This window comes from Winogradskyella arenosi (genome assembly GCF_003337305.1).
In the GTDB taxonomy this organism is placed as follows: domain Bacteria; phylum Bacteroidota; class Bacteroidia; order Flavobacteriales; family Flavobacteriaceae; genus Winogradskyella; species Winogradskyella arenosi.
This window is the reverse complement of the sequence record NZ_QPJO01000001.1, coordinates 802,267-816,935: the sequence shown is the minus strand read 5'-3', so window position 1 is coordinate 816,935 and position 14,669 is coordinate 802,267. Positions and strand designations below refer to the sequence as shown.

17 protein-coding genes are annotated in these 14,669 nt (G+C 36.4%); 6 read left to right on the top strand and 11 right to left on the bottom strand.

What is annotated here, in order from left to right; genetic code table 11:
- Positions 1–320 precede the first annotated feature (320 nt).
- Complete coding sequence (locus DFQ08_RS03470) at positions 321–770, bottom strand: ferritin-like domain-containing protein (protein WP_114308393.1); 450 nt, start codon at positions 768–770, stop codon at positions 321–323.
- 192 nt (positions 771–962) lie between these two features.
- Positions 963–2,171 (bottom strand): DUF6252 family protein, encoded by a 1,209-nt coding sequence (locus tag DFQ08_RS03465; protein WP_147269438.1) that lies wholly within the window; start codon positions 2,169–2,171, stop codon positions 963–965.
- A 196-nt stretch (positions 2,172–2,367) separates the two neighbouring features.
- Between DFQ08_RS03465 and DFQ08_RS03460 the strand changes: the two genes are divergently transcribed.
- The 5 genes from DFQ08_RS03460 (at position 2,368) to DFQ08_RS03440 (ending at position 6,603) form a co-directional block, all read left to right on the top strand.
- Positions 2,368–2,883 carry a 30S ribosomal protein S16 gene (locus tag DFQ08_RS03460; protein WP_114308391.1) on the top strand — a complete coding sequence of 172 codons (516 nt, stop codon included), beginning with the start codon at positions 2,368–2,370 and terminating at the stop codon, positions 2,881–2,883.
- Positions 2,884–3,049: 166 nt separating this feature from the next.
- A complete protein-coding gene (rimM, locus tag DFQ08_RS03455; RefSeq protein ID WP_114308390.1) occupies positions 3,050–3,580 on the top strand; it encodes a ribosome maturation factor RimM in 531 nt (176 codons plus the stop codon).
- A 20-nt stretch (positions 3,581–3,600) separates the two neighbouring features.
- Positions 3,601–4,314, top strand: a complete 714-nt coding sequence (locus tag DFQ08_RS03450) for a tRNA1(Val) (adenine(37)-N6)-methyltransferase (protein ID WP_114308389.1) — start codon at positions 3,601–3,603, stop codon at positions 4,312–4,314.
- Positions 4,315–4,432: 118 nt separating this feature from the next.
- On the top strand, positions 4,433–5,611 hold the full coding sequence (locus DFQ08_RS03445) for an acyl-CoA dehydrogenase family protein (protein WP_114308388.1): 1,179 nt from the start codon (positions 4,433–4,435) through the stop codon (positions 5,609–5,611).
- Between the two features lie 95 nt (positions 5,612–5,706).
- Positions 5,707–6,603 (top strand): metallophosphoesterase family protein, encoded by an 897-nt coding sequence (locus DFQ08_RS03440; RefSeq protein WP_114308387.1) that lies wholly within the window; start codon positions 5,707–5,709, stop codon positions 6,601–6,603.
- A 15-nt stretch (positions 6,604–6,618) separates the two neighbouring features.
- Here the strand turns inward: DFQ08_RS03440 and DFQ08_RS03435 are convergent, their stop codons facing one another.
- The 7 genes from DFQ08_RS03435 to trmB all read right to left on the bottom strand — a co-directional run bounded on the left by DFQ08_RS03435 (position 6,619) and on the right by trmB (position 11,695).
- Complete coding sequence (locus DFQ08_RS03435) at positions 6,619–6,951, bottom strand: 2Fe-2S iron-sulfur cluster-binding family protein (protein ID WP_114308386.1); 333 nt, start codon at positions 6,949–6,951, stop codon at positions 6,619–6,621.
- A 168-nt stretch (positions 6,952–7,119) separates the two neighbouring features.
- Entirely contained in the window at positions 7,120–8,181 is a 1,062-nt protein-coding gene (locus DFQ08_RS03430) for an NAD(P)/FAD-dependent oxidoreductase (protein WP_114308385.1), read from the bottom strand.
- Positions 8,182–8,358: 177 nt separating this feature from the next.
- Complete coding sequence (locus DFQ08_RS03425) at positions 8,359–8,601, bottom strand: NifU family protein (protein WP_114308384.1); 243 nt, start codon at positions 8,599–8,601, stop codon at positions 8,359–8,361.
- 49 nt (positions 8,602–8,650) lie between these two features.
- A complete protein-coding gene (locus tag DFQ08_RS03420) occupies positions 8,651–9,787 on the bottom strand; it encodes an Mrp/NBP35 family ATP-binding protein (RefSeq protein ID WP_114308383.1) in 1,137 nt (378 codons plus the stop codon).
- Between the two features lie 231 nt (positions 9,788–10,018).
- A complete protein-coding gene (locus DFQ08_RS03415) occupies positions 10,019–10,348 on the bottom strand; it encodes an MGMT family protein (RefSeq protein ID WP_114308382.1) in 330 nt (109 codons plus the stop codon).
- A 40-nt stretch (positions 10,349–10,388) separates the two neighbouring features.
- A complete protein-coding gene (locus DFQ08_RS03410) occupies positions 10,389–11,018 on the bottom strand; it encodes a LysE family transporter (RefSeq protein ID WP_114308381.1) in 630 nt (209 codons plus the stop codon).
- Positions 11,019–11,020: 2 nt separating this feature from the next.
- The gene (gene trmB, locus DFQ08_RS03405) at positions 11,021–11,695 is read right to left on the bottom strand and encodes a tRNA (guanosine(46)-N7)-methyltransferase TrmB (RefSeq protein ID WP_114308380.1); all 675 of its coding nucleotides are present in this window, start codon (positions 11,693–11,695) and stop codon (positions 11,021–11,023) included.
- A gap of 102 nt (positions 11,696–11,797) precedes the next feature.
- On the opposite strand from trmB, the gene DFQ08_RS03400 reads away from it, so the two are divergent.
- Positions 11,798–12,865 (top strand): glycosyltransferase, encoded by a 1,068-nt coding sequence (locus DFQ08_RS03400; RefSeq protein WP_114308379.1) that lies wholly within the window; start codon positions 11,798–11,800, stop codon positions 12,863–12,865.
- Here the strand turns inward: DFQ08_RS03400 and DFQ08_RS03395 are convergent.
- Positions 12,828–13,886, bottom strand: a complete 1,059-nt coding sequence (locus tag DFQ08_RS03395) for a sensor histidine kinase (protein ID WP_114308378.1) — start codon at positions 13,884–13,886, stop codon at positions 12,828–12,830. The two genes, DFQ08_RS03400 and DFQ08_RS03395, sit on opposite strands and share 38 nt — an antisense overlap.
- A complete protein-coding gene (locus tag DFQ08_RS03390) occupies positions 13,886–14,572 on the bottom strand; it encodes a response regulator transcription factor (RefSeq protein ID WP_114308377.1) in 687 nt (228 codons plus the stop codon). Before DFQ08_RS03390 ends, DFQ08_RS03395 begins: the two co-directional genes overlap by 1 nt.
- Positions 14,573–14,669 lie beyond the last annotated feature (97 nt).

Sequence of the window (14,669 nt, the reverse complement as noted above, 5' to 3'; positions counted from 1 at the left end):
ATGTTTTATATTGAAGTTTTTTTTACTATTCTATGCTTTTCAGAATGTATCGTAAAAACCGGTTCTGCATATTTTTTCAACATTTAAAAATTTCTTGAAGCCTTTCAAGAGGATAAACACACCTCAAAAAGCCTCTAAAAAACTAATAAACAAGCACTTAAAATCAAAATATTAACTTTAAAGATTTTCTGAGTTTGAAAAAAAATGAGCGGATAAAATTACATAGAATTTAAACGCTTATAAAATGAATTTTAGTTTTTAAGCACAAAAAAAAAGCCAACTTTTTAAAGTTGACTTTTATTATTTCTATGAATTATCCTTTAGGCCAATAATTCTTCTTCCACTTTTTCAGTGTTAATGGCTGCTTGGATGGCGTTTTTATGTTTTAATAACAAGGCATCAATACTTGGTGGCAAGTTTGGTTCTTTGATTAAATCGTTATACTCTTCTAAACTCGCTTTTTCACCTCTTAAAGCTTCTTCTAAAATAGCTTCCTCATTATTACTACTAAAGGTCGATTTTAAAGACATCCAATTCCTATGAACAACCCCTTTAAAACTTCCTGAGTCTTCGGGAATTTCACCATATTGTAAAATTTCCGTTCGTAATTCTTTGGCAAATTCACTACGTTCAGAAGCACGGCGCTTAAAAAAGATCTTTAAGTTCTTACTTTCTACATTATCGGCAGCATTTAAATAGCCTTTTTCGGCATCGTAGTTTTTTTCTAATAATTCATTTAATTGATTTGAAATTTCTTCACTATACGTCATAATATCTTTATCATTTTGAGATTTCAATACCTTTTTTAATGATGCGTATTGTTTCACATCATCTTCAAGATAAACGTTATAAACGCCTTTAGAAAATGAATTAACATCTTTAACAAAGTCTTAATACTATTTAACAAAAAAGCGCTAATCCCAATGAATTAACGCTTTTAAAAAGTTTATGTTTTAAACCAATTAGGCTTGCAAATAATCTGGCACACCGTTACCGTCTGTATCAAGAGCATCATCAGGATTTCCATCACCATTTGGATCTGCACCTTCATTTGCTGTGAGTACTCCATCACCATCATCGTCATTATCTAAATAATCGAAATCACCATCACCATCTGTATCTACCGGGTTTCCATCAGCATCTTTAGCTTCATAGAATGTCAGTATCCCATCGCCATCATCCTCATTATCTAAATAGTTAGCAATACCATCATTGTCTATATCATCGTTATCTAAGTCGCCATCAACATTAAAATCTTCAAACACATCTGGCACACCGTCCGAATCCGTATCACCACAATTTAAACTGTCTATTTCTGCTTGAATACTTCCATCGGCGTCACCACAAATATCTATTTGTTCTTGTAAGTATAAACTATACTGATCACATTTTTCAACGTAATTTCCAATGGTTGCTGTGGTGTATTGTGCTTCAGCTTCAGTAACATTTGCTACAGCTAAATCACAAGGAAACGCACAACCATCTAAAGCTTCTATTGCTGCTTGTAAGCTACCATCGGCATCACCACAAAAGGTACGTTGCTCGGTTAAAGCCTGACTGTAAGCAGTACATGCCGCTTCAAAAGCCGCTCTACTTACAAATTCTAAATCTGGAGAAAACGTTGCTTGGTATGCCAATAAAGCCGTTTGTGCAGCCGTTTCTACATCTAAACAAGTAATTGGGTCCGTTGGCAATTCACCAGAAAGCAAAGGAACTTTAAAGAAGATTCCATTGGTAAACCCAACAGAATTTAATCCAGAAGCATCAAACGCTAAAAAACGATACGTTCCTGTAAATGTTTTATTCACCACATCAATTTCTTCGATAGTAATTTCACCGAGTTCAGGATATACTGAGACACTTTCATCAGGGGTATTTGTTGTAGAATATTCAGTTCCGAAACCGTCGGTATATTTGGCTTCAATAACATCTATATCTCCTACAATAAATTCCGATTCAATAACCGAAGGTACTGTAAGTTCTACCGTTTCGTAATTATTAGCACCGGTAATGGTAAGAAAGCCATTGGCATCTATACTTGCTGAAAAGCTTTTAGCTCTCCAAAGTTCATTTTCACGGTCTCCTTGAAAAGCAGGAGTGTTAAATTGAACTTCGTCGCCGCAGCTATACATCGTTAGAAAAACAAGGGATAGGAGAAGTAGTTTTTTCATATTCTGTAAAATATTTTTGTAGATGCCCCCAAATATAGGGAAACAAGAGCGCCAAAAATATAATAATTTTTCATAATGCCTTTAAATAGGCATTTCTTTTTACACCTTACAAATTATCTTACTGAATATTAAAAATTTATATTATCTTTGCGCCCTCATTAATAACAGAGGTCGAGAACCTCATTAATTAATTATTATGCCTGTAAAAATTAGATTACAAAGACACGGTAAGAAAGGAAAACCTTATTACTGGATCGTAGCAGCGGATTCACGCGCAAAAAGAGATGGTAAATACCTTGAGAAATTAGGGGCTTACAATCCAAACACTAACCCAGCAACAATTGAGTTAAACGTTGACGGAGCCGTACAATGGTTACAAAACGGAGCTCAACCAACTGACACAGCAAAAGCAATTTTATCTTATAAAGGAGCTATGCTTAAAAATCATTTAGCTGGTGGTGTAAGAAAAGGAGCTTTAACTGAAGAGCAAGCTGAAGAGAAATTCAACGCTTGGTTAGAAGAAAAAGCAGCTAAAGTACAAGCTAAAGCTGACGGTTTATCTCAAGCTGATGCTGAAGCTAAAGCTAAAGCTCATGCCGCTGAAAAAGCTGTTAATGAAGCACGTATCGCTGCAGCTGCACCAGTAGTTGAAGAAGAAGTAGCAGAAGATGTTGCAACTGAAGACACAAATGCTTCAAGCGAAGAAGAGTAAAAAATAATATTTTTTATACTTTTAAACCCAGACTTTATTAGGTCTGGGTTTTTTTATAATGTAATTTGCAATAAGGCCTTCTTAAAAACGCCTTATTATTTTAACCTACAGTTGTAGGGCTTTACTAGACGTTTTAGTCCCTAAACCCTGTAATAATTAAGATATTTTGAAAAAAGACGATTGTTTCTACCTCGGTAAAATTGTAAAAAAATATAGCTTTAAAGGCGAACTTTTAGCCAAATTAGATACAGATGAGCCTGATTTATACGATCAGTTAGAGGCTATTTTTGTAGATTTAAGAGGTAACCTTGTTCCCTTTTTTGTAGAATCGTCGCAATTACACAAATCCGATTTATTGCGTTTAAAATTTGAAGATGTAGATACGGAAGCCGATGCTGATGCGCTTATAAAAACCGATTTATACCTCCCTTTAGATTTACTGCCTAAGCTAGAAGGTGATAAATTTTACTTTCATGAAGTTATTGGGTTTAAAATAAAAGATCAAAATTTTGGTGCTGTTGGAACAATAACTGGCATTAATGACTCTACCGCTCAAGCTTTGTTTGAAATTGATAGAGATGGTATTGAAATTTTAATTCCTATGAATGACGAATTTATTGTAAAGGTAGACCGTGAGCAGCAAACCATAGAAGTTAAAACTCCAGAAGGCCTTATTGACCTCTATTTAGAATCTTAGACTGCAGTTACCACAAAACCATGAGCAAACCATTTCAATTTAAGGAATTTACTGTTTCCCAAGACCAATGTGCTATGAAAATTGGCACCGATGGTGTATTACTTGGCGCTTGGACCTCCTTAGACCACCAACCATTTTCTGTTTTAGATATTGGGGCAGGTACCGGTGTCTTATCTTTAATGATGGCCCAACGCAGTGCGGCGCAAAATATTGAAGGTCTTGAAATTGATGATAACGCTTATGAACAATGCTCTGAAAATTTTGAAAACTCTCCATGGGCAGATCGCTTGTTTTGCTATCATGCTTCACTTTTAGAGTTTGTTGAAGAAATTGAAGACCGTTACGACCTTATTATATGTAACCCTCCTTTTTATTCTGAAGATTACAAAACTGAAAATCCTTCAAGAGATTTAGCCCGTTTTAATGACGCCATGCCTTTTGAACATCTTATCTATGCAGTGGTAAACTTACTGTCTGAAACAGGAGTATTTTCTGTGATCATTCCGCATAAAGAAGAGACCAATTTTATCGCTTTAGCCGAAACAGCAGGTTTGTCTCCACAACGCAAACTTCACGTAAAAGGCAACCCCGATACAGCTGTAAAACGCAGCTTAATAGAATTTTCTTTTGAAGAAAAAACCACAGAAACTTCAGAATTAATTATAGAAACCGCTCGCCATCAATACACTGAAGACTACATTAATCTTACCAAAGATTTTTATTTGAAAATGTAAGATTGCTTTGTAGGCTGAAAACGATTTCGTTATTTTTGTTTGAAACTAAATAAACAACATGAATTCCTTGAGCAACTGTTCTTGGATTTGACCCGTTTATAACCAACAAAACACTCTAATGAAACCAGACTTATTCGAAGCACCAGACTATTATAACCTTGACGAATTATTAACTGAAGAGCACAAATTAATACGTGATGCTGCCAGAGAATGGGTAAAACGAGACGTCTCGCCTATTATTGAGGATTACGCTCAGCGTGCCGAATTCCCAACTCAAATTGTAAAAGGGCTTGCGGAGATAGGAGCTTTTGGCCCTTATATCCCTGAAGCTTATGGTGGCGCAGGATTAGATCAAATTTCTTATGGTTTAATTATGCAAGAAATTGAGCGTGGCGACTCTGGGGTTAGAAGTACAGCCTCTGTGCAATCGTCATTAGTTATGTATCCCATTTGGAAATATGGAAATGAAGACCAACGCCAAAAATACTTACCTAAACTAGCCTCAGGGGAATGGATGGGTTCTTTTGGATTAACCGAACCCGATCACGGTTCTAATCCTGGCGGTATGGTAACCAACTTTAAAGATATGGGCGACCACTACTTACTTAATGGGGCCAAAATGTGGATTAGTAATGCCCCGTTTTGCGACCTTGCTGTGGTATGGGCTAAAAATGAAGAAGGACGCATTCACGGACTTGTTGTAGAACGCGGTATGGAAGGTTTCTCTACTCCTGAAACGCACAACAAATGGTCGCTGAGAGCCTCTGCTACGGGCGAACTGATTTTTGATAATGTCAAAGTCCCTAAAGAAAACTTACTCCCAAACAAATCGGGATTAGGTGCCCCTTTAGGTTGTTTAGACTCGGCACGTTTTGGTATTGCTTGGGGTGCTATAGGAGCTGCTATGGATTGTTATGATACAGCCTTACGTTACAGTAAGGAACGCTTACAATTTGATAAACCTATCGGTCAATTTCAATTGCAACAAAAGAAACTTGCTGAAATGATTACCGAAATCACCAAAGCTCAATTATTAGCGTGGCGTCTTGGGGTTATGCGCGAAAATGGTACGGCAACCTCAGCACAAATCTCAATGGCAAAAAGAAATAACGTAGATATGGCACTTAACATCGCTAGAGAAGCTCGACAAATGTTAGGCGGTATGGGCATTAGTGGTGAATACAGCATAATGCGACATATGATGAATCTTGAAAGTGTAATTACCTATGAAGGCACACACGATATTCACCTTCTCATTACAGGGCTTGATGTTACAGGTCTTAATGCTTTTAAATAAGTTGAGAACTTCAGACTTTAAAATCTACTATTATTTAATAAACGAAAAAAAATGCTTCTCTACCTTAGAGAGGCATTTTTAGTTACATTTATACCATGTCTTCACAAACCCGCTTAGATCGTGCTTATAAAAATGCAAAACGTTTAACGTTTAATGATACTTCTAAGATCATTCTCTTTAGCGATTGCCATCGCGGAGATAATAGTTTTGCTGATGATTTTGCGAACAATAGAAACATCTACTACCATGCTTTAAGACATTATTACCTGAAAGGGTTTAGTTATTGCGAGCTTGGTGATGGAGATGAACTTTGGGAAAACTTATCGTTTGAATCTATTTTTAAAGCTCACAAAAACGTGTATATGTTAATGAAACAGTTTCATGATGAAGACCGTTTACACATGATTTGGGGCAATCATGATATGGTCTATCGGAATCCTAAATATGTAGAAAAAAATCTTTATTCTTTTTTTGATCCTAAAACCGGAAATGAGGAGGATTTATTTTGCAACCTCCACTATCATGAAGCTATTGTTTTAGAGCATACCGACACCAAACAGCAACTCTTTCTTACACATGGCCATCAGGCCGATTGGTGGAATTTTTTGTTTTGGAAATGGAGTCGTTTTATGGTTCGTGTGTTATGGAAGCCCTTAAATGTTATGGGCATCGCTGATCCTACCAGTCCGGCAAAAAATTATACCGAGCTTATTAAAATTGAAAAGCGTACCAAGGAATGGATTATAAGAAATAACAATGTTATTACGATTGTAGGCCATACGCATCGGCCACGATTTCCAGAGCCTGGTGACATTGCTTATTTTAATGATGGGAGTTGTGTACACCCTAGAAGCATAACGGGTTTAGAGATTGAAAACGGAGCCATTTCATTAATTAAATGGCAGGTTGTGACCTCTGAAGATGGCAATTTAAAAATTGACCGCTTTATCTTAGAAGGACCTACGCCTTTAAAGGATTATAAAACAACCTAAGCAACGGTTTAGCTATTAGCTCTCTGGAGCCAGCTCTACTTCTAAGCCCTCCATATCTGGTGTCATTTGAATCTGACAGCCTAAACGAGAGTTCTCCTTTACATCAAAGGCTTCAGAAAGCATCGCTTCTTCATCATCTTGCATCTCTGGCAATTCCGTTTCACTCAGAACATAACACTGACAAGAAGCACACATTGCCATTCCGCCGCAAACCCCTATGGTTCCTTCAGGAGCAAGCTCATAAGATCTTACCACTTCCATTAAATTCATAGCCATATCAGTTGGAGCCTCTACTTGATGTTTTACGCCTTCTCTATCAATGATTGTAATATTAATATCTTGTTCCATATGCTTTCCCTGATTCTTCAGGTCTCTTTATTTCAAACGACGACTTTTAGTTCTTTAAATACCCTATTTTAAGCCCGTAGGACTAAGGTAGGTAAAACCTTTAATAAAGAAAACAACAGGTTCCCAAAGTCTAACCTTTTTTGGAAACCGTATATGATTGCTTCTCTTTTAATCTATTGCTTTTACAACTGCTTTTGGCGCTTCTTTACGTGTGCCATCAAAACCATTTACACCCGCAACCGTGGTATATTTTAAAACATAACGTTTCCCTGGGTTGATGCGTTGGTAGGCCGACTGACACATTAATGTTGCCTCGTGAAATCCGCAAAGAATAAGCTTTAATTTCCCTGGATATGTATTAACATCGCCAATAGCATAAATCCCAGGTATATTAGTTTGGTAATCTAAAGCATTATCCACTTTAATAGCATTCTTCTCTATTTCTAGTCCCCAATTGGCAATAGGTCCTAATTTTGGAGAAAGGCCAAAGAGTGGAATAAAATGATCACATTCTATTTCAAATTCCTTTTCTATATGCTGTGCTTGTTTGACGACAACCGCCTTAACACTTTTATCGCCAACAATACCAACAACTTCAGCAGGTGTTATTAAATTAATTTTCCCCTTGTTTTTTAACTCTTGGACTTTTTCTACAGAATCGAGATGCCCTCTAAATTCATTTCGTCTGTGAATTAGGGTCACATTAGCAGCTACATCGCTTAAAAAGATACTCCAATCTAAAGCTGAATCGCCTCCACCTGCAATCACCACATTTTTGTTGCGGTACATTTCAGGATCTTTAATCATGTATTCCACACCACGATCTTCAAAATCGGCAATGTTATGAATTAAAGGTTTTCTAGGTTCAAAACTTCCCAAACCACCTGCAATCGCTACTACAGGCGCATGGTGCTTAGTCCCTTTATTGGTCGTTACTATAAACGTATCGTCCTCTTGCTTCTCTATAGTCTCAGCCCTTTCCCCTAAGGTAAACCCTGGTTCAAACTGCTTACACTGCTCCATCAATCGGTGCGTTAAATCGCCTGCTAAGATTTCAGGATAAGCCGGAATATCATAAATAGGTTTTTTAGGATAAAGTTCTGTACACTGCCCTCCAGGTTGTGGCAAAGCGTCAATTAAGTGACATTTAAGTTTTAATAAACCAGCTTCAAAAACCGTAAAAAGTCCGGTTGGGCCAGCGCCAATAATAAGTATATCTGTTTTAATCATGCTAGTACTGCCAAGGCATTTCTTACTAAAAAACACCTCTTTTTTAAGTATTAAAAACCTACAAGGTTTACATACAGAAACATATTCAGTACAGGCCTAGTAGGTGTTTTTAAATTACGATGGTTTCAAGAACAAATGTAGCGATGTTCTTATAGAGACTTGGTGACAAAAGTCACATTAAAGCTCTACATTAACCACTTGTTCTATTTGCGGTGCGTATTTCTTAATAGTCATTTCTACACCTGACTTTAACGTCATTTGATTTACGCTACAAGAGGTACAAGCCCCTACTAATTGTACTTTAACCAATTTACCGTCATCAATAGACAATAAGTTAATATCCCCGCCATCACTTTGTAAAAAGGGACGGATTTCGTTTAATGCTTTTTCAACATTACTTTTAAGTTCTTCTGCGCTCATTTCCTCTTTTTTTATTCATTCGGAATCTAAATTTCTTTAGACTGAATGACTATTTCTTCACAGCAGAGCAACCTGCCATTGTTGTAATTTTTATAGCTTCTGTTTCAGGTAAACTATCGTTACGGTAAACCACTTGTTGCACCACATCTCTTGTGATGGTTTCAAATGCGGCTTCTATAGCGGTAGCCGTTTGTAACGCTGCCGGGCGACCTAAATCTCCAGCTTCTCTAATACTTTGTACCAATGGCACTTCACCTAAAAACGGTACGTCTAAATCTTCTGCTAAATATTTAGCTCCTTCTTTACCGAAAATGTAATATTTATTCTCAGGAAGTTCTTCAGGAGTAAAGTACGCCATATTTTCAATAATCCCTAAAACAGGAACGTTGATACTTTCTTGCTGAAACATAGCCACACCTTTTTTAGCATCGGCTAAGGCCACATTCTGCGGCGTACTCACCACAACAGATCCTGTTATTGGTAAGGCTTGCATAATACTAAGGTGAATATCTCCGGTTCCAGGAGGTAAATCAATTAATAAGAAATCTAATTCGCCCCAAGCGGCATCAAAAATCATCTGATTTAAAGCTTTAGACGCCATTGGGCCTCTCCAAATTACAGCCTGATCTGGTTTGGTAAAAAATCCAATAGATAAAACTTTAACCCCATAATTTTCTACAGGTTTCATTTTAGATTTTCCATCAACATTAACCGATAAAGGACGTTCATTGGCCACATCAAACATAATAGGAATTGATGGTCCGTAGATATCCGCATCAAGAACTCCCACTTTAAAGCCCATTTTAGCTAAGCTTACCGCCAAATTAGCCGTAACAGTAGATTTCCCTACACCTCCTTTACCAGAAGCGACCGCAATGATATTTTGTATACCAGGAATGGCCTTTCCTTTAATTTCGTTTTTTGGTGCTGCAGCAGGAGCTTCAACTTTAACATTAACCTTTATCTTGGCTTTTTCATAAACCAACTTATGGATAGTTTGTAAAATTTCAACTTCAGTTTTTTTACGCGCTTGTAGACTTGGGTTTTTAATGGTAATATCAACGATAACCTCATCGGCAAAAGTCACGACATTTGTCACTGCACCACTATCTACCATATTTTCACCTTCTCCAGGTGCCGTAATAGTTTTTAAAGCGTTTAATATATCTTGTTTAACTAGTTTCATATTATGTTACTATTGAAGAAGGTAACGACTGAAAATGAAGCCGCAGATTCTTTTCTTATTAAGATTAATTCTAAAGGCAAAGATACTTAGAAAATGTTAGAATATAAACTAGATAAATTGAATTGTATAATGGTAGGATTAGCGTTAGCAATCGTAGTAAAATGCTAGGTTTTATTGGGAAATACCGCTGTATTTATTGACCGAAATTATAATAAAGAGCGATTATAAGCCTTAGAGCTCTTTAGCAGGATCCCAATATAGGCTTTCAAAATTCTGAATTTGATTTTCAATCACCTCAACACCTTCATTCTCTAACAATTGTTGCATAAGATTGGTACCTTCAAAATGATGTTTTCCGGTTAAGAGGCCTATTCTATTTACCACGCGGTGGGCCGGAACGTCTTTGCTATGTGAATTATTCATAGCATAGCCTACAATTCTAGCGCTTTTTGCAGCACCTAAATATTTAGCTATGGCTCCATAACTTGTAACTCTTCCCGAGGGAATACGCCGAGCAACCTCATATACTTTTTCGTAAAAACTAAGGGTTTCTGGCGTCATGCGTTTATGATTTTATGGATAATTTAGAGTCTACAAGGAATTAAAAGTCACGTAAAATATTAATTAAAGTAACTAAAGCCACCAACCCTGTAATGATCCCAATACTCAAATTCATACTTTTTTGAGATGTAAATTTTCGATCCTTTATCTTATCGAAAAAGAAAATATAAAAATAAAGCATCACAAATGTTCCTGTTGCAGCGCCTGTAACATAGGTCACGATACTTAATTTTTCAAAATTCATCCATCCTAAAGAAACCAAAGTGATGGTCATATAGGCTTGGTAAGGAATTGGAAATACGTTAAGTACAGATAATAGCATACCATGCAGTAAGCGACCGTGTTTGCTTTTAATTTCCTTTTCTTTTTTAAGCTGGCTTTCTTTTGAAGCTAAAAGCAGAAAATACACCGTAATCAGTACAAAAATAACGAAAGCTACCCGTTGTAGAATAGCTACGATATCTGAATGATTAGAGAGATAGCGCGCAAAAATAGCCGCCACATAGGTTTGAATAAATACAATGACGCAGACGCCTGTAGAAAACATAATTCCACGACTGGCCCCTTCCTTAAGACTAATTCTAGCCGCAGTCATGTTTAACAATCCTGGAGGTACAACACCTATTAATGCTACAATTAGCCCTAGAAAAAAAATAACAGTGATACTCAAACTTAGTTGATTTTAAACCTAGTGTAGGTTATGGCCTTATTTTTTTCTAAATATTGACTTTCATAAAAGGTTTGAATTTCTGTAACCTCTTCTGGACTTCCTTCTTGCCTGTAAACATCATGATTAGCATATAAAACCTCATGCCCCGCACCATGTAATAACCCAAGGGTATACCCATGCATAAACTCGCTATCGGTTTTTAAATGCATAATACCATCGGGCTTTAAAACCTTTTTGTAACGTTCTAAAAACTGAAGGTTAGTCATACGGTGTTTTGTACGCTTATATTTAATTTGTGGGTCTGGGAATGTAATCCAAATTTCATCAACTTCATTTTCTTCAAAAACAGAATCGACCAATTCTATTTGAGTTCTAATAAAAGCAGCATTCGGAATTCCTTCTTCTATAGCTGTTTTTGCACCGCGCCAAAAGCGTGCACCTTTAATATCTATACCAACAAAGTTTTTATTAGGATAACGTTTTGCTAAACCAATGGTATATTCGCCTTTACCACAGCCTAACTCTAAAACCAAAGGATGGTCATTTTTAAAAACTTCAGATCGCCATTTTCCCTTTAGTTTATAGGTTGCATCTACGATTTCTTCGCGTGTTGGTTGATATACATTATGAAAAGATTCGTTTTCTTTAAAGCGTTTCAGTTTATTTTTACTTCCCACTGGTCTGTTAATTTCTATACATTAATAATAATTCGGTAAAATTAAGGAAACATTTTAGGTTTATCTTTGTTTAAATCCACTGATATTTAAAATCGTAGACGATTGGAACTATTACAACCTAAAAAACGCATTTTAGTCGCTCCATTAAATTGGGGCTTAGGCCATGCCACACGGTGTATTCCTATAATAAACACCTTAATACTTCATGATTTTGAACCTATTATTGCTAGCGACGGCTACGCTTTAGAACTCTTAAAAAAAGAATTCCCCCAATTAAAAGCTATTGAATTGCCTTCTTATAATATTACTTATGCAAAGAAAGCAAATAGTTTTAAATTGAAACTACTGAAAGACACGCCTCACCTGTTAAAAACCATAAAAAAGGAAAAAAAACGCATTGCAACCCTGGTTAAGGACGAAGAGCTCTCCGGGATTATCTCGGACAACCGCTTTGGGGTACGCCATAAATCGGTTCCTTCAGTATTTATAACCCACCAATTGCGAGTCCTCAGCGGCAATACAACGTGGTTGAGTAGTAAAATACATCAAAACATCATTTCGAAATTTAATGCCTGTTGGGTACCAGATCATAGCGGAGCGCTTAATCTCAGTGGCGATTTGGGTCATGGTACCACTTTGGCCAACACCATAAACTACATAGGACCTTTAACACGGTTTAAAAAGCAAGATTTTCAAACAAAATATCAGCTTTTAGTACTCTTATCGGGCCCAGAGCCACAGCGAACGTTCTTAGAAGAAAAGTTAATACAAGAGCTTAAAGATTACCGTGGAAATGTTTTATTTATAAAAGGACAAGTAGAAGCTGAACAGCACATAACGGTCCAAGGCTCAATAACGTTTTATAATTTTATGACGAGCGAAGATCTTGAGAAAGGGATTAACGAAAGTGAACTTATTCTTAGCCGATCGGGCTATACCACAATTATGGATTTAGCAAAACTAGAGAAGAAGGCTTTCTTTATCCCAACACCTGGACAGTTTGAACAACTGTACCTAGCAAAACGATTACACGACCAACAGGTGGCACCGTGTTGCAAACAAGATAAATTTAGTATTAAAATGCTGTCTGAGGTTAACCAATATACCGGTTTTAAAGCTTTAAAAACGGAGGTTAATCTTTCTGAGTTGTTTTCGATTTTTCAAGGGTAAAGGAGAACTCACTCCCAACACCAAGCTCACTTTCAATATAAATTTTCTCTTCGTGGGCTTCAATAATATGTTTTACAATGGCTAAGCCTAACCCTGAACCGCCCTCTTTACGAGAACCGCTTTTATCTACACGATAAAAACGTTCAAACAAACGTGGTATATTCTGTTTAGAAATCCCTTCCCCATTATCGGTCACCCTTATAATGGCTTTGTTTTTAATTAGATTTTCTATGCTAACTTCTGTCGTTCCTTTTTCTCGACCATACTTAATTGAATTAACGATTAAGTTGGTAAGCACTTGTTGAATACGCTCTACATCCCCATACACCATAATGGGTGTTTTATATTCCATATCAAAGGTGAGCGTAATCTTCTTCTTAGAGGCTTTCATTTCAAAAAGATCAAAAACATTTTTCACCAATTCTACGATATCAAAAGCTTCTTTGTTAAGACTTAAATCCCCAACTTCAAGCTTACTGATCATATCTAAATCTTTAATGATATAGATAAGTCGCTCAACTCCCTTACTCGCTCTAGTTAAGTATTTCTGTCTAATATTTTCATCGTCCATAGCGCCATCTAGAAGTGTAAGGATGTAACCTTGAACAGTGAATAATGGTGTTTTTAGTTCGTGAGAAACATTCCCCATGTACTCTTTTCGGTATTCTTCTCTAACTTTTAGGGTTTCTATTTCAATCTTTTTACTCCGTGCGTATTTATCAATTTCCCGAGTTAAAGTCCCCATATCTGTCGTAATGGGTTGTTGCCTTAAGTTGGTCGATTCTAACAGTGTAATTTCGTCATATATTTTCTTTACACGTCTATAGATAAAATGTTCTACACGGTATTGCACAATAGCAAAACACAAGGGAAAACAAATGAGTGGAAAGAAAATAAGCTCCCATCTTAGGTCGTAAAAAAAGTACTGAAACGCCATAACGAGGCCTGTAGAAAACAAGGTTACATATAACGATGTTCTAAGCGCAAACTTATAGGTTTTTCTCAGTTTATTTTTTTGCATTAGTCCACAAACTTGTAGCCAACACCTTTAACGGTTTTAAAGGACTTATCACCAATTTTCTCACGAAGTTTTCTAATGTGCACATCAATGGTTCTTCCACCGACCACAACTTCATTACCCCAGACTTTATCTAAGATTTCATCGCGTTTAAATACTTTTCCTGGCTTGGTTGCTAATAAAGATAATAATTCGAACTCTTTTCTAGGTAAGGTTATTTCTTCGCCTTTATTTGTGATTTTATATTCCTCTTTATAGATTACTAAATCACCTATTTTAACCACAGCATCTGTGGCGCCTTCCACATCTTTAAGGCGTCTTAAAAGAGCCTTAACCTTACTCACTAAAACTTTTGGTTTTATAGGTTTAGAAATATAATCGTCGGCTCCAGCATCAAAACCTGCCACTTGTGAGTAATCCTCACCTCTCGCAGTTAAGAATGTAATAATAGTTTCGCTTAACTCGGGTTGTTCTCTAAGGCGTTCACAAGCCTCAATCCCATCCATCTCAGGCATCATAACATCCAAGATAATTAAATGAGGTTTATGTTTTTTAGCTTTTTCAACAGCTTCAACACCATTTTCACCAGTAAAAACCTGGTAACCTTCAGAAGACAAATTATAACCTACAATTTCTAAAATATCTGGCTCATCGTCTACCAGTAATATTTTTATATCCTTTTTATTCAAAATTTAAGAGCTTTAAAGTTGGACAAATATAGAGTATAACTGCCTTAAGATAGTAAAGATATAAAATTGATAACAATTCGCTAACATTGAAACGATA

Bases quoted from the DNA above. Each gene is read 5' to 3' on its own strand.
- DFQ08_RS03435 (WP_114308386.1), bottom strand. From the start codon at position 6,951: ATGGAACAAGATATTAATATTACAATCATTGATAGAGAAGGCGTAAAA.
- DFQ08_RS03420 (WP_114308383.1), bottom strand. From the start codon at position 9,787: ATGAAACTAGTTAAACAAGATATATTAAACGCTTTAAAAACTATTACG.
- DFQ08_RS03460 (WP_114308391.1), top strand. From the start codon at position 2,368: ATGCCTGTAAAAATTAGATTACAAAGACACGGTAAGAAAGGAAAACCT.
- DFQ08_RS03465 (WP_147269438.1), bottom strand. From the start codon at position 2,171: ATGAAAAAACTACTTCTCCTATCCCTTGTTTTTCTAACGATGTATAGC.
- DFQ08_RS03440 (WP_114308387.1), top strand. From the start codon at position 5,707: ATGTCTTCACAAACCCGCTTAGATCGTGCTTATAAAAATGCAAAACGT.
- DFQ08_RS03450 (WP_114308389.1), top strand. From the start codon at position 3,601: ATGAGCAAACCATTTCAATTTAAGGAATTTACTGTTTCCCAAGACCAA.
- DFQ08_RS03470 (WP_114308393.1), bottom strand. From the start codon at position 770: ATGACGTATAGTGAAGAAATTTCAAATCAATTAAATGAATTATTAGAA.
- DFQ08_RS03395 (WP_114308378.1), bottom strand. From the start codon at position 13,886: ATGCAAAAAAATAAACTGAGAAAAACCTATAAGTTTGCGCTTAGAACA.
- DFQ08_RS03425 (WP_114308384.1), bottom strand. From the start codon at position 8,601: ATGAGCGCAGAAGAACTTAAAAGTAATGTTGAAAAAGCATTAAACGAA.
- DFQ08_RS03445 (WP_114308388.1), top strand. From the start codon at position 4,433: ATGAAACCAGACTTATTCGAAGCACCAGACTATTATAACCTTGACGAA.
- DFQ08_RS03415 (WP_114308382.1), bottom strand. From the start codon at position 10,348: ATGACGCCAGAAACCCTTAGTTTTTACGAAAAAGTATATGAGGTTGCT.
- DFQ08_RS03430 (WP_114308385.1), bottom strand. From the start codon at position 8,181: ATGATTAAAACAGATATACTTATTATTGGCGCTGGCCCAACCGGACTT.